The 22,933-nt window shown below is 42.0% G+C and carries 17 protein-coding genes; 4 read left to right on the forward strand and 13 right to left on the reverse strand.

Annotation, left to right across the window (positions count from 1 at the left end; genetic code table 11):
- Nucleotides 1-8: 8 nt before the first annotated feature.
- The 6 genes from B9T19_RS01325 to B9T19_RS01350 all read right to left on the reverse strand — a co-directional run bounded on the left by B9T19_RS01325 (nt 9) and on the right by B9T19_RS01350 (nt 7,619).
- Nucleotides 9-1,022 (reverse strand): glucokinase, encoded by a 1,014-nt coding sequence (locus B9T19_RS01325; protein ID WP_094566812.1) that lies wholly within the window; start codon nt 1,020-1,022, stop codon nt 9-11.
- Nucleotides 1,009-1,632 carry a ribosome biogenesis GTP-binding protein YihA/YsxC gene (gene yihA / locus B9T19_RS01330; protein WP_233146759.1) on the reverse strand — a complete coding sequence of 208 codons (624 nt, stop codon included), beginning with the start codon at nt 1,630-1,632 and terminating at the stop codon, nt 1,009-1,011. The genes B9T19_RS01325 and yihA overlap by 14 nt, the downstream gene beginning before the upstream one ends.
- A 487-nt stretch (nt 1,633-2,119) precedes the next feature.
- Nucleotides 2,120-2,935, reverse strand: coding sequence for a symmetrical bis(5'-nucleosyl)-tetraphosphatase (locus B9T19_RS01335; RefSeq protein ID WP_094566813.1), 816 nt, complete (start codon nt 2,933-2,935; stop codon nt 2,120-2,122).
- 97 nt (nt 2,936-3,032) lie between these two features.
- Nucleotides 3,033-4,883 carry a lipopolysaccharide assembly protein LapB gene (locus B9T19_RS01340; protein WP_094566814.1) on the reverse strand — a complete coding sequence of 617 codons (1,851 nt, stop codon included), beginning with the start codon at nt 4,881-4,883 and terminating at the stop codon, nt 3,033-3,035.
- Nucleotides 4,884-5,009: 126 nt separating this feature from the next.
- Nucleotides 5,010-6,170: an A/G-specific adenine glycosylase gene (gene mutY, locus B9T19_RS01345; protein WP_094566815.1), complete on the reverse strand. Its 1,161-nt coding sequence runs from the start codon at nt 6,168-6,170 to the stop codon at nt 5,010-5,012.
- Nucleotides 6,171-6,380: 210 nt separating this feature from the next.
- The gene (locus B9T19_RS01350; RefSeq protein ID WP_094566816.1) at nt 6,381-7,619 is read right to left on the reverse strand and encodes a uracil-xanthine permease family protein; all 1,239 of its coding nucleotides are present in this window, start codon (nt 7,617-7,619) and stop codon (nt 6,381-6,383) included.
- Nucleotides 7,620-8,237: 618 nt separating this feature from the next.
- On the opposite strand from B9T19_RS01350, the gene purU reads away from it, so the two are divergent.
- Nucleotides 8,238-9,086, forward strand: a complete 849-nt coding sequence (purU, locus tag B9T19_RS01355) for a formyltetrahydrofolate deformylase (protein WP_094566817.1) — start codon at nt 8,238-8,240, stop codon at nt 9,084-9,086.
- A gap of 54 nt (nt 9,087-9,140) precedes the next feature.
- Here purU and B9T19_RS01360 read toward each other — a convergent pair whose 3' ends face one another.
- From B9T19_RS01360 to lepA, 7 genes are all read right to left on the reverse strand, one after another.
- On the reverse strand, nt 9,141-9,767 hold the full coding sequence (locus B9T19_RS01360; protein ID WP_233146760.1) for an aminotransferase class IV: 627 nt from the start codon (nt 9,765-9,767) through the stop codon (nt 9,141-9,143).
- Nucleotides 9,721-10,881, reverse strand: coding sequence for an aminodeoxychorismate synthase component I (locus B9T19_RS01365; RefSeq protein ID WP_094566819.1), 1,161 nt, complete (start codon nt 10,879-10,881; stop codon nt 9,721-9,723). The genes B9T19_RS01360 and B9T19_RS01365 overlap by 47 nt, the downstream gene beginning before the upstream one ends.
- Before the next feature lie 78 nt (nt 10,882-10,959).
- Nucleotides 10,960-11,919, reverse strand: coding sequence for a DMT family transporter (locus B9T19_RS01370; RefSeq protein WP_094566820.1), 960 nt, complete (start codon nt 11,917-11,919; stop codon nt 10,960-10,962).
- A 130-nt stretch (nt 11,920-12,049) separates the two neighbouring features.
- Entirely contained in the window at nt 12,050-12,940 is an 891-nt protein-coding gene (gene era / locus B9T19_RS01375) for a GTPase Era (RefSeq protein ID WP_094566821.1), read from the reverse strand.
- A 1-nt stretch (nt 12,941) separates the two neighbouring features.
- Nucleotides 12,942-13,610 carry a ribonuclease III gene (gene rnc, locus B9T19_RS01380; protein WP_094566822.1) on the reverse strand — a complete coding sequence of 223 codons (669 nt, stop codon included), beginning with the start codon at nt 13,608-13,610 and terminating at the stop codon, nt 12,942-12,944.
- A gap of 1 nt (nt 13,611) precedes the next feature.
- Complete coding sequence (gene lepB, locus B9T19_RS01385) at nt 13,612-14,439, reverse strand: signal peptidase I (protein ID WP_094566823.1); 828 nt, start codon at nt 14,437-14,439, stop codon at nt 13,612-13,614.
- Nucleotides 14,440-14,446: 7 nt separating this feature from the next.
- Nucleotides 14,447-16,240 carry a translation elongation factor 4 gene (gene lepA, locus B9T19_RS01390; protein WP_094566824.1) on the reverse strand — a complete coding sequence of 598 codons (1,794 nt, stop codon included), beginning with the start codon at nt 16,238-16,240 and terminating at the stop codon, nt 14,447-14,449.
- Nucleotides 16,241-16,982: 742 nt separating this feature from the next.
- Between lepA and B9T19_RS01395 the strand changes: the two genes are divergently transcribed.
- From B9T19_RS01395 to B9T19_RS01405, 3 genes are all read left to right on the forward strand, one after another.
- Nucleotides 16,983-19,871, forward strand: coding sequence for an insulinase family protein (locus B9T19_RS01395; RefSeq protein WP_094566825.1), 2,889 nt, complete (start codon nt 16,983-16,985; stop codon nt 19,869-19,871).
- Nucleotides 19,872-20,196: 325 nt separating this feature from the next.
- Nucleotides 20,197-21,294 carry a M42 family metallopeptidase gene (locus tag B9T19_RS01400; protein WP_094566826.1) on the forward strand — a complete coding sequence of 366 codons (1,098 nt, stop codon included), beginning with the start codon at nt 20,197-20,199 and terminating at the stop codon, nt 21,292-21,294.
- Nucleotides 21,295-21,399: 105 nt separating this feature from the next.
- Entirely contained in the window at nt 21,400-22,749 is a 1,350-nt protein-coding gene (locus B9T19_RS01405) for a purine/pyrimidine permease (protein ID WP_094566827.1), read from the forward strand.
- The last annotated feature ends 184 nt before the right edge of the window (nt 22,750-22,933 follow it).

Consider the following 22,933-nt stretch of genomic DNA (forward strand, 5'->3'; position numbering starts at 1 on the left):
GCTCCTCACTATTGATAATGGTTAGATAAGATCTGTTTTAATCCGATCAAAGTAGCATAAGGGTGAGTGATGAGATAGGTCGGGACCTCGGTCAAGATCTCATCAATATGACTCCTATTGCAGAAGGCTTCTCGAAAGGGAGAGGTGAGAAGAAAGGGTTGAAAGCGAGGGGCAAACCCGCCGGCAATATAGAGTCCGCCTAATGCACCGCTAGTTAAAACGGTATTTGCCGCAACATTTCCCAACATCGCGCAGTAGCGAGAGAGAACCTCGATAGCAAAGGGGCTCTTCTTCTCTAAAGCTGTTTCAAGAAGACTTTTCGCAGATGAAAAATCGACCGGAGTCTGACCCTGAATTTTAGCCATTGCCATGATAAGGCGTGGAATTCCTCTTTGACACCCTAAGAGATCTTCTACTGTTACCGGGCGATGGAGCATCTGCTCAACGAGCTTAACAATGGCAATCTCTTCTTGATCTTGAGGTGGATAGAGGGCTTGCCCGCCCTCTGCCGCAACGGTAAAACTCCCCTTTTGTGAAGGGATTAATAGGGCAGAGCCAAATCCGGTGCCGGAGCCAATGACTGCTTTAGGAAGCATCGTGTTAGAGCGGATCGATTTTGAGCACTGCTCATTTGCTACCCGCTCCTCTTGGAGGTGATCGATCTTAACAACTTCTCGCTCTGTTAGATGATCAAGTGATGCGGCTAATGCGGCAAAGTCATTGAAGGGTTCAACCTTTACAGCGAGCCTGTTGGCCATCTCTTTGAGACTAAAGCGCCAATGATTATTACTCAGAGAGATCTGATCCCCTTTAATCGGTGCTGCGATCGCCATCAGTAATTGATGGGGTGCCGGCGGTGTTACATCCCTTAAGTATTGTTCAATTAGTTCAGTAGGGGAGGGAAAATCAGAAGAGAGATATTTACGAATATGGCTGATCGCTCCCTCTGAGTCGATATAGGCGATACGTGTAAACGTTGCGCCCATGTCAGTAATCAGTGTTGAAACATCACTCTGCTTCATGATGATTGATCCATGCTCCAAGATATTGTAACGCTTCGTTGAGTCCTATCTCAGGTTTTGTTGAGGAGAAGAGCTGTACTGTAATAGGCATGGTAAATTCATTTTCAACAACTTTACGAACGTGATGAAGCGCTTTACTCGCCTCATTTTTACTCAATTTATCTGCTTTAGTTAAGAGAATATGGGTGGGTAACTCTTGATATTCACACCAATGGAGCATCTGTTTATCAAGCTCTGTTAGTGGATGGCGGGAATCCATCAACATAATCAGCGCATCGAGCTGTTTTCGCTCTTCAAAGTAGCCTTGTAATATCTTTTGCCAATGTTCACGCATCGGTAATGGTACTTTGGCATAACCATAGCCGGGAAGGTCTACGAGATAGAGATCATCTAAGACTTCAAAATAGTTAATCAGTTGTGTTCGTCCAGGGGTTTTACTGGTTCTTGCTAATGTTTTCTGCCCGGTAATCAGATTGAGGGCGCTCGATTTTCCTGCATTTGAGCGACCAGCGAAAGCGATCTCAGCACGGCTATCAGGAAGTTGATTTAAACCATTTGCGCTCGTTTTAAAAGTGGTTTTTCTTAATAAGGAGCGAATATCTTGCGTCATGTAACCTTCCTCTCTGTCCGTGGATTGTGTAACGCAATATTCTACCCTTTATTGGGGGAAAATGCACCTTAGAGAAGAGAGGCGCTCTGCTCGATATTAAGATGTTTTTAGATCGGTTTTTGTTTTTATCTCTTCTCTTCTTGTCTCGATTTTCGCCTCTATTTCTACCCCCTATCTCTACCCCTATTTCTTCCTCTATTTCTATCTCTATTTTTTAGTGATCTATCTGATGATCATTCAAGTTGCTATCTAAATTTTGTGGAAATGATTTATCGGAATGCGTTATCGAAATGATTATTTGAATCTATTCGATATTTAATCCATTTGATATTTTATTAGTCATTTTTGACCTTAAGCTATTTTATTGCAAAACAACATTTGATAACTACACCTCACACAACTGCATCACACAACAGCATCATACAACTGTATCACACAACTACACTGCCAAAATGATTGAAGGATAGAGTATGGGAGAGGAGGCTCTTTAGAAAGAGAAGGAGGTCACCTCAAAAGGTCTTTGATCAACTCTTATTAAAGAGAGTTCTCCTTCCCAAACACAACCAGAATCGATCCCATAGGCCCTATTTTCGAAATGGCGGCCGAGACTTGCCCAATGACCAAAAATAATGAGGTTATCTTCCTGTTTAGGCCGTTCAAATTTGAACCAAGGGAGCATCACTTTTTCATCATATTGATCAAGTTTGTTAGCAAAATCGAGACTTAAATCTAAATTGAGATAACGCATTCTTGTTAGGTAATTGATAATGGCACGAATTCTATCAAATCCTTGAAGTGTTGGAGACCATGCATTAGGTGTGTTGCCAAACATCGATTGAATAAATTGCTGATATCTCTCTTGATCGCTACTTTGTAGATAAGCTTGCGCTTCTTTGCTCAATCTTAATGCCTCTTCAATACTCCAAAATGGAGGAATTCCGGCATGGGCAATCGCGATCTTAAATTGAGGGAGGTAGCGCATAAGGGGTTGATGGCGTAGATATTCGCGGATCTCATCGGCCAGCGAACTTTCGAGCAGCTCTTGATAGGTATCACCTCTTTTGAGGCGTGTATAGCCTTCTGCATAGACGAGATAAGAGAGATCATGATTTCCCAATACGGGAAAAATTGAATCTTGATGCGCTAAGAGATACTCCATAACAGCAAGTGATTTAGGGCCTCTATTGATAAGATCTCCTACAAGATAGAGACGATCCTCTTGATGCTTGAAATTGATCTTTGTTAAGAGGGCTTGAAATTCATCAAAGCAGCCATGAATATCGCCCATCACATAGGTTGCCATCTATTACTCCTTTTCAATCATACTTCTTTTCAATCATTTATCGGTATCTTCTTCTCTGATCTTGATTGACGGCTCAATCTATCGAGTGACAATCTATCTAGTGAAGCTGCGCGCCTTCATAAGGGGCATACTCCATTATCTTCAACAATCCCTCTACCTCTGCTTCAAAGGCCCAAGGATAGTGAACAATATCGGAGGGTGAGATCTCTTCGCGATCAACAGTTCGAAGGTAATCAAGGGTGTAAGCTTCATTCTCATTCTCTAAGAGAGAGATGGCAAAGTTATAGTAGGGAATCGCTTTTTCATACTCTTCAGTAGAGACAAAGAGATAGATCAGATCTAAAATCGCCGGCAAAGAGTAGTAGTGTGGCATAAAGCGATTTTTAGTAATACTGTAGTTGATGTTGCCCAGCGCGCTGCTGTAGTAGTGGAGCGCCTCTTCATGATTTCCAAGTTGAAGGTTGACCCATCCTAACATCGATTGTGTTCTCCCAAGATTGTAGTAATCTGGCGGTGACACAGCTTCATGAGACTCAAGTTTAAAGAGAAGAATCTCTTCCGCTTTTTCGAGTTCTGCAAATTTAAGGTAGAAACTAGCATAATTTTCAAGCGCAAGAATGGTACGAATATCATTGGTGGTAAGATGCTGTAGGTCGAGCGCAAGCGCCGCCTTATAATTTGCATCTGCTTTTTCAAAATCATTTACAGTCTCATAATAGACTGCTAGATTACGGAGTACTTCAGTATATTGAGGTGTAAAGGTATGATTTTCCAAGATGCTTTTTGCTTGAGAGAGAAGATCATAGATCAGTAGTCTTTCTGTTGCCATATCGAAGGTCCAGACAAGCTTTACTAAGATATCGGCGATCTCCATATCATAGCCTGAAAATGTCTTATAGAGATCAAGCGCATGAGTATATTGAAAACGGGCAAGAAAAGGATTCTCTTCAATATCGGCCAATTTCACCAATGCTTTAGCATAGAAGGGGGAGTCTTTCTTTTTAGCTCCTAACTTGATCGCTTGCAGATAGTATTGACGCGCTTTGTCATTATCACTTGTTAAGAGAAAGTAATCACCGGTAATAATCAGTTGTTCAATCTGCTTTTCAAGAGGCAAGTTATTAAAGTCAGCGATAAGCGCTTCCTCTTCTAAAATCTCTAACGGATCTGGAAGATAAGGGTAGATCAGAGGTTCTGATTCTGTCTCCTCATCAAGATCGGCACCATAAGTATGAATATTGTCGTAATATTCTTCTAAAAACTCAGTTGTCAGTTCACCTGTGATCTCCTCGGTAAATTCAATACCTTCCGCCTCTTCCTCAAGCGGATCTTCGAGAAGATCTTCTGTATTATCGTCTCCTCTCTCTTCACTGGTCTCCTCTTCGATAAGATCTTCCTCTTCAAGAAGACTCAAAGAGTGGTCGATACGATCGGCAATGCGAATCATGGAGAGATCATTTTGATGGAGATGTTCTTCATAAGGGCGAGCGATAGGCTCCTCTACAATTTCACTTTTCCGATGGGGAAAAAGGGTAAAGAGGAGATAATCCTCAATGGCACTATCATGACGAATAGCACCTTTCTGTTCAGTCTCATATTGATCGATAATAGAGGTGATCTCATCGTGAAGCTCTGCCGGCGGTGCGGTTGGGATTATTTCGATCTGTGCCTCTATCAATTCTTCTTGAGGTGCTGCCATCAATTTTTGGTAGAGCACCGACTTTGCTGCACCAATTAGAAGCGGGTAGCCATTTTTAGGATAGGAGGAGATCTTTTTATAAGAATTGATCACCGCAGAGAGTACAGCGGGAGATTGGAGCTCTTTTGCTTGAATCGCTCTTGCAAGCGAGGTGAGAATCATTGTGATAAGAATCAAGCTTACTATGAGAAGATAGCAACGAAAAAGAGAGAACATAGTGATCACTCGTTGTAATAGAAATCTATTCATTCAAGTCTCGATAGTAGCTAGTAAGAGGGCTCTGTAAGTGGGTGAGCATTTTATATGCTAGATGAGCTAGTATACTACAGATTTTTAGCGCAATAAAATAGCGAAATAACCGATTGATTATCAAGGTCATGATCCGCTATTGCGCTCTTTTAAATATTGAGTTAGCAGATCTGCTACCGGTTTTGGTTTAGGGAGAAGAAGCAGTTCATCACGAGGAATAAGGAAGAGGTTTTGGGGTAATGTCTTCTCTAGCTCGGGGCATAGTTCGATGAGAGAGGAGAGAGGCGCTCTAAAGATTGAAGCTTCCAATGTATAGTGGGTAAATTGATGTCGAAATTGGGTGAAACTCTCTCGATTTTTGATCGATTCAAGAGTGATATTGGCTAAGATCGGGCTATTTTTACTGCGAGAATTACGCCCTTTAATGATGAGCTCTGGCAGTGAGTAGAGGCCACCCCAGATCCCTTTCTCTGGTCTCTTTTCTAATAAGAGATAATTTTGCTCCTCAAAAATCAGCATTGCTACCGATTCTACCGGCATACTCTTTTTGAGTGCTTTTGCCGGGATCTCTAATACCTTCTCATGTTGAAAAGCACTACACGCCTCTTGCATAAAACAGCGCCCACAGTTCGGCTTAAGCTTACAGAGCGTTGCGCCAAAATCCATAATCGCTTGAGTGTAATCAGCTGAGTTTTGTCGGCAGAGAAAGAGATTGCTGATCGGTATAAGGCGTTTATCGAGCTCTTTGCGTGGTGCAGTCATGCCGACAATGCGAGAGAGAACGCGCCTGACATTTCCATCTAAAATGGCATAGGGGAGATTAAATCCTTGCGCTAGAATGGCATTTGCGGTTGTATCGCCAATCCCTTTGAGAGAGCGAATAGCATCAAAATCAGGGGGAATAACACCTTGAAATTGAGAGACAAGTTGTCGGCTTGCAGCATGGAGATTGCGGGCGCGAGTATAGTAGCCCAATCCTTGCCACAATTTGAGAACTTGATCTTCAGAGGCTTCGGCTAATGCTTCTGGCGTCGGAAAGGCGGCCATAAATCTTTCAAAATAGGGCAAAACAGTGATCACTTGTGTCTGCTGCAACATAATCTCAGAGATCCAGATGCGGTAGAGATTGATCTTTTCACTCAGATGGGGTTGAGGCTTCCAGGGGAGATCGTGGCGACCTTCACGTTCGAACCACTCAAGGAGATAGGTTTGAAAGCGAGACACTTTCTCTTCGGTGATGGGATCGAGTAAGGTGTTATCTTGAATAAGAGTTTTAATATCTGTCATTTCGCTACTATTTTCTAGAAATGGTACTAGGAATTGAATGGTGCTAGGCGTGGTGAAGAGTCTATTTTGAGTAAGTTTTCAACGATCTTTAAAGAGAAGTGAAAAGCGGGAGATTATCTCTCCCGCCAATCAATTTTGATGCTAAGTTTTGATGTTATAAATAGATTGATTATCTATTATTTATCAATCACTTAACAGTTAGGGGCTGATTTAAAGATCAACCTCAATCTCTTCGCTCTTCTCATCTTTAGGGTGAGGGAGAATAGCATTAAGAACAATGGCTAAAACAGAGGCTAAACCGACGCCGGCAAAGGGGAAACTGCCGATCTCAATGGTGTATCCGCCCACACCCGTAATTAATGTCGTACTGATAATGACTAAGTTACGGGGGATAGTGATATCAACTTTTGCATCGATAAGCGCTTTAAGACCAAGACTTGCGATTGTTCCAAAGAGAAGAATCATAATGCCACCCATAACAGGGAGCGGGATCGAGTTTAAAAAGGCATTAAATTTACCAAAGAAGGCCATGAAGATTGCGAAGATCGCGGCATAGGTCATAATCAATGGGTTATCATTTTTAGTTAACATTACCGCGCCCGTTACCTCACCATAAGTAGTCACTGGCGGGCCACCAATTAAGCCGGCAACACAGACACCTAAACCATCTCCTGCGAGCGTCTTATCTAACCCCGGGTTAGAGGCATAATCTTTACCTGTTACTTTACCGATCGCCATAATACCGCCGATATGCTCAATCGCCGGTGCAATAGCGACAGGAAGCATAAAGAGTGCAGCCATCCAGTTAACTTCAGGTGAAACAAATTGAGGAACTTTAAACCAAGGTGCTTCAACAACCTTTTCAAATTCAACTAATCCTAGTGTAGCAGCAACCGAATAACCAACAGCAATACCGATCAAAATAGGGACTAGTCTTAAGAAGCGTTTACCAAAAATTGTCACCAATACTGTCACAGCGAAGGTAATGGCTGAGACAATGATGGAGAGTTTGTAGTCGATCACTTGCTCACCATTCGATTTCCCCATTGCCATCTGTGTCGCAACGGCAGCTACGGAGAGCCCAATCACGATAATGACAGGACCGATCACAACTGGCGGAATCAATTTATGGACGCTATCGATCCCCTTTATGCGAATGGCAAAAGCGAAGACAAAATACATAAAGCCTGCGGCGAAGAGGCCAAAGAAGGTTGCTCCTGGTCCCCAAGTAGTCATCGAGAAGATGATCGGGGCGATAAAAGCAAAAGAGGAGCCGAGAAAAATCGGTACCTTCCAACCGGTAACGATCTGAAAGAGAATGGTGCCAATGCCGGCACCGAGAAGCGCCATAGAAGGGTTAAGTCCTGTTAAAAGGGGGACGAGCACCATTGCACCGAAGGCTACAAAGAGAATCTGTAGACCTGCAACGGCGTTATGAATAGCCTGCATAGAGTAGATACCTCATTAAGAATAGATATTAAAGGATCGATAGGGTGCATCGGGGGATGCGTCAATAGAAAATTGTTTTTTTGATTATAGCAGGTTATTGCATGAGATCATCTTTGAGATCTATTCAGACTAAGGTGGTTTCGAATCATTTTTTCCAAAGTGTAGATTATTGACTCTAGGTAGGAGGATAAAATCTATACAATTCTGTATATCTCTAAAAGTTGTAGATGTAATCATTATTTGAGATACTTCTCTCTCTTGGGATTGATCTAACTTGATTAATCATTAGTTGCCCAATTGAGATAAGATTCTTTGAGCTCTTAGTCATGTAAACTACTGGCTAGAACTCTGTATAAAAGACTCTATAGGGTTATAGAGGGGCTATATAGAGGTTTATATCAAAGAGAAGATCAACGATTCTGTAAACTTCAATGACATATTTAATTCTTAAGATTTAATTCTTAATGTTTAAATCTTGAGAATTAAGACTTAACTTAAGTTGTAATTTTTAATTTTTAATTTTTAAATCACAAGGTTAAGTTACAAGTTTAAATTATAAGTTTAAGTTATAAACTTAAACGACTATATCAATCATTATATTAGGGAGGAGAAATAGGAATGAATAGATATCGATTGGTGATGTCTTGCCCCGATGGTGTTGGAATTGTCTCGGCTGTGAGCGGCTTTTTAGCGGAGAATGGCGGCTGGATTATGGAAGCGAATCACCATTCAGATTTGGAAACAGGTATGTTCTTTATGCGGCATGTGATTAAAGCGGAGAGCCTGCCTTTTGGAGTTGAGGAGTTTGAGCGACGCTTCACCCCTATTGCAGAGAAATTTCAGCTCAACTGGCGTATTGTTGATACTTCTAAGCGCCATAAAGTGATGCTGATGGCAAGTAAAGAAGCACACTGTTTAGTCGATATCTTATCGCGTTGGCATGCCGACGAACTCGATTGCGAAATTGTGGGGGTGATCTCTAACCATAATGATCTAGCGAGCTTAGTGGAGTGGTATGGAATCCCTTATCACCATGTACCGGTCGATCCGCAGAATAAGGAACCAAGTTTTGCTAAGGTTAATCAATTGATTGAAGATTCGGAAGCAGATACGATTGTTTTAGCACGCTATATGCAGATTATTCCACCGGAATTATGTCAGAAGTATCAACATCGAATTATCAATATTCATCACAGTTTTCTCCCCTCTTTTATCGGGGCTAAGCCATATCATCAAGCGGCCAAAAGGGGTGTGAAATTGATCGGTGCAACGTGCCACTATGTGACTGAAGATCTCGATGCCGGCCCCATTATTGAGCAAGATGTGATCCGCGTTTCACATGAAGATAGTGTCAAAGATATGGTGCGTTTAGGAAAGGATATAGAGAAGGTCGTCCTTGCTCGAGGTTTGCGCTACCATCTTGAAGATCGTGTCATTGTTCAAGGTAATACGACAGTTATTTTTTAATGAAAAGGAGGGATTCTCCCCCTCCTTCTCTCTACGCACTATTCTACAACGGCACTATTCCACAATATTTTTAGTAGAGAATTCTATCTCCCCAAAATCGATCATGGCATTGAAGAGTCTAATTTTACTAAATTGTTTTAACTCTTCGCGATGAATTTGCCGAGGTATTAAGATGCCGTGATGCAGAAGCGCCGCTCTTTTAGTGCCCTCAAGAAGCGGAGATGCCGGCGTATACCAATGCTCTCCTTCGAGGAGCGCGATATTGGCAATTGAGGTATCGGTTAGAAAGCCATCGCGAGTCATTAAAATATCATCACAACGTTTCTTCTGTTGAAAGAGTGTATTAATAACGGGACGCTTCTCATATTTATAGCGGTAGTCGAGCGCTGTTTCAATCAGTTTAAGTGAATTGACAGGTCGCATCTCATAGGGGAGAAATTCAATTGTTGAGATCTCCTCTTCATAGATTACTCGTACTCGATAGAGTCCTTTTTTAGGAATATTATCAAGTTGCATCAATGCTTGAGGCAGTGAGAGAGGGGGCGCATCGGGATAGAAATGTTCCCGAGTTCTATCCATTCTCTTTTGATGATAGGAGAGGGCAAAAAAGTAACCATCTTCCAACTTAATTGTCTCAAGAAATGGGGAGGTAGATTTTTTCGATAAGCTCATGGTATTCATTCTCTACATTGCTCATAGCGGTAATGCCACCACCACTTTTAAAGGTGTAGTGGTAGAGGGGGGAAACAGTCTGATCCGATATATTATCAGCCATATCATCAGCCACATCATCAATCACATTATCAATCGTATTATTAATCATATCGTCAGTTGCATCGTTGTTCTGGTGAGTCTGCTCCTCAAGATAGCGAATGAGAACGGTGCTATCAAGATTTTCTCCATCAAAAATAGCGGCGACACCGGAGTAGAAATGGCGTGAATATGACTCGATTTGAGTCAGGATTTCGGTCGCTTTATCACGAGGAGATCCTGTGATGGAGCCTGCCGGTAGAAGTTGGTAGAAGAGATCTCCTAGTGACTCTCTATAATTTTGGGGGAGATCTCCTTCAATCATAGAGCTACTTTGGAGAATCTCCCCATCACCCCGAGAGATACGATCAATGTAACGAAAGCGGGTAATGCGAGCATTGTTAGCGACGAGAGAGATATCTCTAATAGCCTCTTGTGCAACAGTTTCATGTTCATCAATCTCTTTGGGATCTTCCATCAATCTCTCTAATGCATTAGGAATCGCGGCATTGATTGTGCCTTTCATCGGATAGGTGGCGATGACATTATCCTTAATTGTAATAAAAGTCTCTGGTGAAAAGGAGCAAAACTCTCCTTTTAGCCAGAGTCGATATTTCGCTTGAGTACGTTGAAAGATCTCAGGAAGAGTGAGATTACACTTCACTAAGGTTGGAAAAGTAAGGTTGGCGAGGGAGATCTCCCCATTTTTGAGCGCCATCATTAATTGTGTAAAAGAGGATTGATAGCGAGCAAAGGGGATCGGTTCTGGTTGCCAAATTACCGGCATACTCTCATCTAGAAATGCTTTTTTGGAAGCAGGAGAGCGCCTCTCTTCAGCTTTTTTATGATCGACCCACTCTGTAAACTTCTCAATGTTATTCTGTTTGCCATTAAAGTCGAAAGCGATCTCTGAGGGATCTATTTCGGAGAGAGGCAAAACAATATTTGTTTGAGTATCAAAACTCGCAATGAGAAGAAAGGGGCTCTTTTCAGAGGCGAGTTGATTGATGGTTTTGATGGCAGTTGGTCGATCTAGAAAATTCATAAATATGTGACCTTAAGGATGATTGATGAAAATTAAAGGTAATATCGAAGGCTGATAAAGTTGATAAAGCTTGTTAACTCATTTTAATGAGGATGATTTTTGTCGTTTTTCCGGACTCCTAATTTCAAAGTAGCTAATTGCGAGTAGAGAGCTCACCATAATCAGTGCGCCTAACCAAAATTGTAGTGTGACAGCCCAGCCAAAGATGATAAACCCTAAAAAGGTATTGAGTGGCAATTTAAAGTAATCGAAAGGCTGAATAAAGATCACATCGGCATGAGAATAAGCCTTTGCGACACTATATTGGGCAATCGCTGTTAGAAAGCCTAAGAGTAGCAGTGCAAGTAGAAGCTCCCTATCAGGAACGAAGAGCTGATCTGGAAGGTGGCTAAAATTGTCAGTTAATGCGATAAAAAGATTGATCGGCACCATTAAGATATAGAGATAGCTCACCATTGTTAGGGGGTGATCTTTATCGGAGAGATGCTTCATCAAGAGCGCATGCAGTGCCCAAAAGAGTGCCGCAAGTAGGGGGTAGATAGCAGCACTATTAAAGTTTTGTTGATTGGGGGCCAAAATAATAATGGCACCCATAAATCCTAAAATTGTGGCGATAACGCGTGGTGCTGTTAATCGTTCTCGTAAAAAGAGAAAAGCGCCGAGGCTTGCGAAGAGAGGGGAGGTCATTAGGAGCGCGACGCCCTCACCGATTGGAAATTGAATCGCAAGAGCATAGACCCAAAATTGAATTCCGATGACTGCCACTAAAATACGCCAAAAATGGGTCATAAAGTGTTGTGTATAGAGAATTCTCTTCAATCCTAATCGTAGGATAAAGGGGGCCATAAAGAGAAGGGCAAAGAGGTATTGGTAGAAGGCTATCCAGCTAGAGGTGATACGGTAATGCTCAGTTATTAGAGGCGTAATCACATTGATGCCGGCAAAGGCGATCCCTGCTAGTAGCATCCATATCGCGCCATGCAGTGAATACTCTTTACTCTCAGTATAACGTTTTAGCAGATATTGAAATCGATTCATAGAGAAGTTTTTAGGGCTGGCTTAGAGAAAGTTTTAGAGAAAGCTTTAGATAATATCGCGGAGAGATAAGGTCATGAACGGAAAAGATCTTCCAAAGGAAGATCTTTTGCTGTTTCAAAAAGGGTTTAATTTAGAGAAGATCTTTATAGCCAAGGGCATTGAGTGCCTTCTCATCATCAGACCATCCTTCTCTCACCTTCACAAAGGCGCGTAGAAAGACTTTAGCATCAAAGAGACGCTCTAAATCGATTCTCGCCTGTGTGCTCGCCTCTTTTAAGGTTGCGCCCCCTTTACCGATAACAATCCCTTTTTGGCTCTCTCTCTCTACAGAGATAGCCGCTAAGATGCGGTAGAGGTTTCCTTCAATCTTAAACTCCTCAATCTCAACAGCGATTGTGTAGGGGAGCTCTTGGTTGAGTCTACGCGTCAATTTCTCTCTTAAAACTTCTGCCGCTAAAAATGCGCTTGAGACCGTCGTAATCTCATCTTCACTATAAGGGAAAGGCTGTTCAGGAAGATATTTTTTAATCACGTCGAGCAGAACATCCGCAGATTTTGCCTGTTTTGCACTAAGGGGCACAATATCTGAGAAGGGGAAGCGCTCACTCATTTCAGCAATAAAGGGGAAGAGCTCCTCTTTGTTTTGTAGCTTATCAATTTTATTGATCACTAGGATAACAGGTGTTTCAATCCCTTTGAGCTTGCTCAATACCTTCTCATCATCTTTATTAAAGCGAAGCGCTTCGACAATGAAGATAATAACATCACCTGTTGTAATGGTACTCATCGCGGTTCTGTTGAGCTGCTTATTGAGTGCCGACTGCATATTGGTATGAATTCCCGGGGTATCTAGAAAGATAATTTGTGTATCTTCATCGGTATAGATGCCAGTAATTGCGTGACGGGTTGTTTGTGGTTTATTGGAGGTGATACTAATTTTCTGCCCCAAGATACCATTCATTAAGGTTGATTTTCCTACATTAGGGCGGCCAACAATGGATGCAAATCCTGCTTTTGTCATCTTAAATTTTCTCCAACATTAATTCAGCGGCACGTTGTTCCGCACGTTTTTTGGTTGTCCCTTCTGCAATGGTTTTATGATTCTCAAAGGTGCAGAGGACTTTAAAGACCTTCTCATGATCACGGCCTGAGATATCGATCACCTCATAGATGGGGATCTCTCTATTGAGGGCCTGAAGTTTCTCTTGGAGACGGCTCTTAGGGCTCTTGAAGATCTCGCCTAGATCCTTCTTCGCTTTTTCGGTAATCGATTGGAAGTAGGGCTCATAGAGCGAAAGAATAACAAGACGAGTGGTCTCAAAGTCGGAATCGAGAAAGAGTGCACCAAAGAGGGCTTCTAAGCAGTCTGAGAGAGTACTAGGTCTAAATTCGCCTTCATTATTCTTCTCGCCGAGACTCAAGATAAGGAACTTATTGAGCTCTAGTCTTAGGGCGATCTCTGCTAAAGTATCCTCTTTAACGAGATGGGCGCGTAACTGACTAAGCTCTCCTTCATTCGCCTCTGGCAACTTATGGTAGAGTGCTTCGGCAATAATAAAGTTAAGGCAGCCATCGCCTAAATACTCAAGACGTTCATTATTGTTTTGAGAATAGGAACGATGAACAAAGGCTCGTTTTAAGAGCCGTTTATCCATAAAGGTGTAATTTAGTTTCTGCTCAAGTTTGTGCATATTAGTCTATTGTTGTAAAGATATGATCACAATCTTTAAAAGAGGTGACACAGTTATAGTTCATCCAGATAAAGCGCGCTTTACCCAATATTTTTTGATCATCCACGAGCTCCCAGAAGCGACCATCGTAACTATTGTCTCGATTATCTCCCATCATTAGGAACTTTCCTTCTGGAATTGTGAGCGGGAACTTATGGTAGAGTCCTACACCACGATCCGCAGGGGTGATTACTTTAGAGGTTTGAATGATCTGCTCTTTGTAGAGATCAGATCCTGGCTCGCCAACTGGAAAGCGCTCAAGTACAAAGAGGTCATCTTCTTCAGGAGCTCTTGCCGGTCCAATGACTTGATACTCTAAAGGCTCGCCATTGATCGTAAACTGTTTGTTCTTATAATCGACAACATCTCCCGGCACCGCGACAACTCGCTTGATGTAGTTAACCTTCTCATCTTTGGGGAATTTAAAGATCGCAACGTCCCCTCTCTCAATCCCTTCGCCGGGTTTTGAGAAGAGCCTTGTATTGAGGATCGGTAGACGAACACCATAGGACCACTTGTCTGCGACAATCATATCGCCGGCATAGAGTGTTGGTTGCATCGATCCTGAAGGAATGACGTAAGGCTCTATAATAAAGGAGCGTAACACCCCAACAAAGAGGACAACGGGAAAGAGAAATTTAGCCCAATCAACGATCTTAGGCTCTTTTTTACCTAACTTTCGTCTCTTCTTATAGTAGAGCGAATCGAGCAACCAGATTAGACCGGTTACCGGAATGGCTAAAATAATAAGAATTGAGAGGTAGTGGGTAAAATCTGCAAATAGTGACATAGTTTATCTACTCTTCATTAACTTTAAGGACAGCAAGGAAGGCCTCTTGTGGAATCTCCACGCTGCCAACCTGCTTCATCCGTTTCTTACCTTCTTTCTGTTTCTCAAGAAGTTTACGTTTACGGCTCACATCGCCCCCATAACATTTAGCAGTCACATCTTTACGGAGGGCTCTGACGTTTGTTCTTGCGATAATATTAGCGCCAATAGCGGCTTGAATCGCAATCTCAAATTGTTGTCTTGGGATCAATTCACGCATCTTCTCAACAAGCTTACGACCTTGATATTGAGCATTATCTTTATGTGTGATGAGTGAGAGCGCATCAACACGATCACCATTAATTAAGACATCCACCTTCACGAGATCAGAAGCCTCAAAACGGAGGAATTTATAATCGAATGAAGCATAACCGCGCGAGACCGATTTGAGGCGATCGAAGAAATCTAAGACCACTTCACTCATCGGAATCTCATAGCGAAGTTGTACCTGATTACCGGCATAGACCATATCAATTTGAACGCCGCGCTTTTCGATACAGAGCTTCATAATATTGCCAATATAATCTTGTGGAGTGAGGATATTGGCTTCAATAATCGGTTCTCTAATCTCTTTGATCTGGGTCGTTTTAGGCAATCCATCTGGATTATCGACATAGATGATCTCCCCGTCATTCTTCTCAACCTCATAGATAACGGTAGGGGCAGTTGTGATGAGATCTAAGTTATATTCCCGCTCAAGACGCTCTTGGATAATCTCCATATGGAGCATTCCGAGGAATCCACAGCGGAAGCCAAAACCTAAGGCTTGTGATGTTTCTGGTTCAAAGTGGAGTGAAGCATCATTCAGACGTAGCTTTTTGAGTGCTTCTCGCAGATCTTCATATTCTTCAGATTCAACAGGGAAGAGACCGGCAAATACACGGGGCTGAACCATCTCAAATCCTGGAACAGCCTCTTTAGCGGGATTTCTTTCAAGCGTGATGGTATCACCGACCGGAGCACCATCGATATCTTTAATGCCGGCGATGACAAAACCCACTTCCCCAGCGGAGAGTTGCTCTTTATCAACACGGTTAGGGGTAAATACGCCAACATGAGTCACTTCATGAGATTCTTTTGTACTCATGATTTTGATCTTATCATTTTTGCGTAAAACGCCATCAAAGATTCGAACGAGGGAGACAACTCCAACATATTGGTCATACCATGAATCGATGATGAGTGCTTTAAGCGGCGCATTAACATCTCCAACCGGCGCGGGGATGCGTTTGATCATATCTTCTAACACATCTCTAACACCAATTCCTGATTTTGCTGAACAGCGAACCGCATCGAGTGCTTCAATGGCAATGATATCTTCTATCTCCATTGCAACACGATCAGGATCAGCGGCCGGAAGATCGATCTTATTAAGGACAGGAATAACCTCTAAACCTTGATCAATAGCGGTATAACAGTTAGCAACCGATTGCGCTTCAACACCTTGCGCGGCATCAACAACTAAGAGCGCGCCTTCACAAGCATAGAGTGAGCGGGAGACCTCATAGGAGAAGTCAACGTGTCCCGGCGTGTCGATAAAATTGAGATGATACACTTCACCATCGTCAGCTTTATAGTCGAGAGAAACACAGTGTGCTTTAATCGTAATGCCCCGTTCTTTCTCAAGATCCATAGAGTCTAAGACCCGATCTTGCATCTCGCGTTCAGTAAGACCCTCACAGATACGGATAAACTGGTCAGCTAAAGAGGATTTGCCATGGTCAATATGGGCAATGATTGAAAAGTTTCTAATGTTCTTCATCGATTCTATCTATATAAAAAGGTGAATTGTATATACTTCAAAGGAGCTCTATCTTAGCAAATAAAGCACTAGGAGATATATTTAATATTTTGTCTCGCGGTGATCTTCTCTCTTAACGGTTACTGAGCGTTACTGAGATCTTTATCAGAAATCACTTAGAGCGATTGATAAGTTACTTAGGGCTATATCATCTATCTTATCTATCTAATCCATCTTATTTATTCTATACCTATCTTATTTGCTCTTTATATTTACTTTATATTTGCTTTAATCTGCTGATTATACCGAAAACTCCCCATTTGTAATAGGTTATCGTAATTGGCCCACATGGTAGTGCGCTTTAGGTGTGCAAGGGGCAAGGTTATTGGGATATCTGGCTATTTTATCTATTCATTACCGATTAAATGGGGATATATGTTGATGGAAGGCTACCTTGAAACCTCGATTATTGTTATGATGAAACGATTGAGATTTCTGAAAGAGAACCTATTTGTAGATCTAATTATAGATCTGTTTATAGATCTATTTGCAGATCTCTTCGAAGATCTATTGAGAGGTCTTATTGAAAGATCTCTTTAATGATTCAGCGAGAGATTTAGTTAAAAAGTTAGTAATAGAGTTAGTTGTAAAGTTAGTTATAAATTTAGTTAATGATTGAGTTGGAGGTTTAGATAAGCATCTAAGCTTCAACTGCTATATGACAGCTATATTTAAATATCGACATAAGTATAAGAGAGGATTAATGACTCAACAGACATTTACCAAGGTGAAAGAGACTTTCATCCCATCCCTAAACATTACGCTTCAAGAGTATGAACATAATGTGACAAAGGCAAAGCATATCCACTTAGCGAATGATGATAGCAATAATGTGTTTTTAGTAGGTTTTCTGACAGTTCCGGAAGACTCTACGGGAGTCGCTCATATTTTAGAGCACACTGCACTTTGTGGATCCGAAAACTATCCTGTTCGCGATCCCTTTTTTATGATGATTCGCCGTTCACTCAATACTTTTATGAACGCCTTTACCTCATCAGATTGGACCGCTTATCCCTTTGCGAGTCAAAATAGGAAGGATTTTTACAATCTCCTTGATGTCTATCTAGATGCCGCTTTTTTCCCACAGTTGGAGTATCTTGACTTTTTACAAGAGGGGCATCGCCTTGAGTTTAGTGAGATCGATAATCCTGAAAGTGAGCTTGTCTATAAAGGGGTTGTCTTTAATGAGATGAAGGGAGCGATGAGTTCAATTGGCTCTATCCTCTATCAAGAGTTAACAAAAGCACTCTTCCCAACAACAACGTATCATAACAACTCTGGGGGAGATCCTGAGGATATTCCTAATCTCACCCATGAAGCGTTAGTCAATTTCCATAAAAAACATTACCATCCTTCAAATAGTGTCTTTATGACCTACGGTAATATGGATCCTTTAGAGCACCAAGCTGTATTTGAAGAGAAGGTCTTATCGAAATTTGATTATCAAGATTTTGATTTTAGTGTAAAAGATGAGAAGCGTTACACTGAACCTCAAAAATTTACGGCAACCTATCCATTGCCGGCAGATGAGCCGCTTGAGAAGCAGAGCCATGTTATTAACTCTTGGTTGCTCAATCCTATTATGGAATCAGATGAGCTGATGCGAGCAAGGATCTTAAGTAGCGTTTTAGTAGATAATGCTAGCTCTCCACTTCGTTTAGCATTAGAGACTTCAGATCTCGGAACGGCTCCTTCTATCTTTTGTGGGCTTGAAGAGGGAACGCGTGAAGCATTCTTCTCATGTGGTTTAGAGGGTGCAAATGGAGAAGATAGCGAGAAGATTAATCAGCTCATCGTCGATACTTTGATCCGTGTGCGGGATGAAGGGGTGCCTCAAGAGAGTATCGAGGCCGCGCTTCATCAGCTAGAGCTCGCTTCCCGTGAGATCTCAGGTGATCGCTACCCTTATGGTCTGCGTCTTATTGTCGATACCTTAACTCCTGTTCTTCATGGTGGAGAGGCTTATGATGCACTCTCTTTTGATGAATCGTTGAAGAAGATGCGCCAAGAGATCCAAGATCGTGACTTTATCCCTAATTTAATTGATCGACTTCTGTTAAATAATCCTCACCGAGTGATGTTGACGGTTAATCCAAGCCATACCTTAGCCGATGAACGTGTTGCAAAGGAGAAGGCAAGATTAGCGGAAATTCAGCAGAATTTAACAGAAGAGGATAAGGCGAAGATTATTCGTGAGGCGGAAGCATTGCAAGCGCGTCAATCACAAGTAGATGATGACTCTATCTTACCGATGGTTACACGGGAAGATATTCCGAAACAACTCACATTCCCAGAGCTTAACTACCAAGAAGGGCTAGTTCTTGGTTCACCGACAACAAATGGTATGACCTATCAATCGATTGTGGTTGATCTTCCCCAATTAACGGAAGAAGAGATGGTTATTTTGCCATTTTTAGATGCTTTTATCACAGAGATGGGTGCCGGCTCTCGTTCATATCTTGAGCAGCAAGCAAGAATCTCTGCGGTAACAGGTGGGGTGAGTGCGCGAACGATGTACCAACCTTATCAAGATGATATTCGGGGGTATTGGGTACTTTCAGGTAAAGCGCTATTAGAGAATAGTGATCAGCTAGGCTTGCTCTTAAGAGATATCTTCTTCGATGCACGCTTTGATGAAGTAAAACGCATGCAGGAGATTATGGCGCAGATTAAAGTGGGTCGTGAGCAGGGAATTGTTAGCAATGGTCATAGTTATGCGATGGGTGTTGCGAGTCAAAATATCTCTCTGATCTCCCAATTAGAGCAGCGTCTATCAGGAATGCAATCGATTAAAGATTTTCGTGAAATCGAGAAGCGAATGAAGGATGATACCGAGTGCCGCACCTTTGGTGAGAAGCTCTCTAAGCTCTTAACAAAGTTACAACAGAGCCCTTATGAAGTTATTGTTCTCAATGATTCTGAGGAGATTGCTAAAGTTGGGCAAGATTTTGCCGCAGTTATGGCGCATACCGTTACAGAAGATGTGACTCGCTTTAGCGCACCATTTACAGAGCAGGCAGAAGAGAAGATCCATCTTGGATGGGCGATCAATGCTCCTGTCTTCTACTGTGCAAAAAGCTATAAAACAGTGACACGAGATCATCAAGATTCACCCGTATTTCAAGTGTTGACTGGTTTTTTACGCAATGGTTATCTCCATCGAGCGATTCGCGAACAGGGGGGTGCTTATGGCGGCGGTGCAAATTATAACGCCTCATCGGGTGCCTTTAATTTCTTTAGTTATCGCGATCCTCGCCTTGAAGAGACATTAGCCGATTTTGATGCCTCCATTGTGTGGTTATTGGAGAATGATCATGATGAGCAGCAACTTGAAGAGGCTATTTTAGGCGTTATCAGCGCTATTGATCGTCCTAAAGCACCGGCAAGTGAGTTTGGTGATCGTTACTTTATGGCGAAATATGATCGTACCCCTGAGGATTTAGAGCAATATCGAGCGGCAGTACTCAATGTAACGATAGATGACCTTAAACGTGTTGCGCGTGAGTATCTAGCAAATCCCGATACGCATACTGCCGTATTAGGTCCTAAAGCAGCGCTAGAATCAGCAGGGTTTGAGGTTAAGCAACTCTAATTCCCGAAGGTTTTACGACTGCTGATAGAGCAATATCTAGATCGACTAGTGCCATCTGAGTACCATCTAGTATTATCTAGTGCGCTTGAACACTAGTCTCTATAGTAGAGAATAAGCACTCCAAAGTTAAAAGCTATGGGGTGCTTTTTTTAGGCAATTTGCCAATTTTTGATTGCTAATACTTGAATTTGATTTTTGTCAATTAATAATCATTTAGCCAATTCGTTCCCCCAATGGGGATCTTTTATTTCCTATTTTTTAAATGTCGACACAATTGTCGACAATATCAAATTAAACAGATATTATTTTAAAAGAGGTGAATAAGATGGCAAATCTTAAAGAGAATATTAAATCTTTATTGAAAGACCTTACCCACATTAATGCAGGAGTTGGACAGGAGCAGCCGGTCATCTCCTACATTATGTCAGCGCTGAAAGGTGAAGTGGATGAGTTGAAAGTGGATCATAATGGGAATGTCCATGCCATTAAGCGAGGTCATAAAGAGGGGTTAACCATGATGGTGGCAGCTCATACCGATGAGATAGGTCTTATTGTGAAAAATATTTTGCCAAATGGTTTCCTCTTAATTGAAAAATTAGGTGGTGTGCCTGATAACATGCTATTAGGGCGTAAAGTCTATGTGGGCAAAAACAATCTTCCGGGAGTTATTGGGACTAAACCGGGTCATTTACAGACAGCAGAAGAGGCGAAAAGGGTAAAAACTGTCGCTGAGTGTTATGTCGATATGGCGCTTCCTTCGCGAGAGGCGGTAGAAGCACATGGCGTCTCTGTTGGGGATCAAGTAATTATCTCAGGAGAGTTTACTGAGATGGTTGATCCTGACTATATCTCAATGAAAGCAATTGATGACCGCTTAGGCTGTTCGATTCTTATTGAGCTCTTAAAGAATCTCTCAAAACAGGATTTTGCCGGAACGCTTCATGGTGTCTTTACTGTGCAGGAGGAGGTTGGTCTCTATGGTGCGCAGAAAGTAGGCGATGGTTATACACCTGATTATGCGATTGTATTAGATACTATTCCGGCGGGAGATACCCCTGATGTGAATACTGAAAGAGATCTCCCTGTTCGCTTAGGGGCAGGTCCGGCACTTCCTTTAGCAGATGCGGTGATGCCTATTTTCTTTAGTATGGTGCATCCCGCGGTACGTCGTGCTATTGAGAAGCAGGCGACAACACAAAATATTCATCTACAGAAGCTAACCCTTTTAGGGGGTGGATATACAACGGATTCAGCAAAGCTCTCTCATGCAGGAGGGGGTATTCCCTGTGCGACACTTGCCATTCCTCGTCGTTACTCTCATTCCCCCATTGAGTTGACGAATCTTAATGATAGTGTCGATGTTTATAATATTCTCCAAGGCCTTATTCGAGATAATGAGAATATGAATACCGCTTTTATTTAGTGAGATTACTGTTGCTGATAAGCTCCACTGCATAGCGGTGGAGCACTCTTTGGGATTAATAAAGGTGCGATTTTTCAATAGCGCATCTTCTATCGAGGTGATTGTATGAGAATTCCTTTAGCATCGTTCCAATGGATGTTATTTATCTTGATGGGAAGTATCGTGATTCCTGTCGCAGTGGGCTCTACTTACGGTTTAACGGGAGATATTTTAGTCACCTTTGTTTCGAGGACACTTTTTGTATTAGGTATCGCTGGAATTATCCAGATCTTCTGGGGGCATAGAATGCCGATTATAGAGGGACCTGCCGGTGTTTGGTGGGCGGTCTTTGTCCTCTATTTAGGGATTGGGGTTGCAATGTTTGGCCCGAATAATGAGGATAATATCGAGACATTACGGGTATTAGGATTCTGTTTTATCTTAAGTGGCGTAGTCTTTATACTCTTTGCTTATCTCGGCCTGATTGAGAAGATCGCTAAACTCTTTACGCCTACTGTTATTGGTATCTATCTCTTCTTGATGGTAGTGCAACTCTCCGGCACCTTTATTAAAGGAATGATGGGGGTTAATGGGGATGGAGATACTGTTGATTTAGTGGTGATGCTTCTCTCGATTATCACGGTTGCTTCAGCTTTTTATGTTAAGCATTTTAAGTCTATCGCGGCATATAGTACTTTAGTCTCTATTGCTGTTGGCTGGACACTCTTTATTCTCTTTGGAAAAGGAAATTCGATTGTTCCGACAGAGAGTTACTTTCAGTTGCCGGAGCTATTCCCTTTTGGTGCCCCTCGTATTGAGCTGGGAATGATCGTTAATGTTGTCCTATTAACTATTTTATTGATTACCAATTTGATGGCGAGTGTTAGAGCGGTACAAGTGACATTAGAGAGCTTTAATATTGAGACAGAAGGGCGGTTAAAACAGACTGGGGTTGTTTCTGGACTTATTCATATTATGGCTGGGGCTTTTGGGGCTATTGGACCCGTTCCTATTTCAGGATCTGCCGCGTTTATTGCCCAAACCAAGATTACAGAAAAACTCCCTTTTATTATTGGGAATCTTCTAATCATCGCAATTAGTCTTTCACCTAAAGTGACAGCGCTATTTGCCGCTCTTCCAACAGCTGTCGGCTTTGCCGCTCTTGTACCGACTTTTGGTTTTGGCACCATTATTATCGCTAAGAATCAATTAGCTTTAGCGGAAGATTCAGATATCCGTAATTTTGTGGCAGCTTCCGCTTGGTTTATTGGTGTTGGAATTATGTTTATGCCAAGCACTGCGTTTGCCAATCTTTCGCCACTTACTGTCTCAATATTGAGTAATGGGTTAATTGTAGGAACGGCCTTTGCCATTATTGTCGAGCGCTTCTTGCTCCATCAAGCGGCAAAAAATTCTAAAGAAGCAGAAGGATCTCTTAATAAGGGAAAAAGGAGAGAGGAGTCGCGATCTCGTTAAAAAGTGAGTTTAAGAGTGTGTTATTAGAGAAGAAAGCGTGATTTGATGGGTGTAAATGATAAATATTAATGAGATAATCGGGTTAATAAACTTATGTGGTTTTCGATTTTTATATTTTCATGTTTTTTATAAATCATTGTTCAGTTAATTGTTTAATCAGATTGCAATTAGGCTTTCAACTATC

The sequence above is a fragment of the Ignatzschineria sp. F8392 genome (assembly GCF_002252045.1).
Lineage (GTDB): Bacteria > Pseudomonadota > Gammaproteobacteria > Cardiobacteriales > Wohlfahrtiimonadaceae > Ignatzschineria.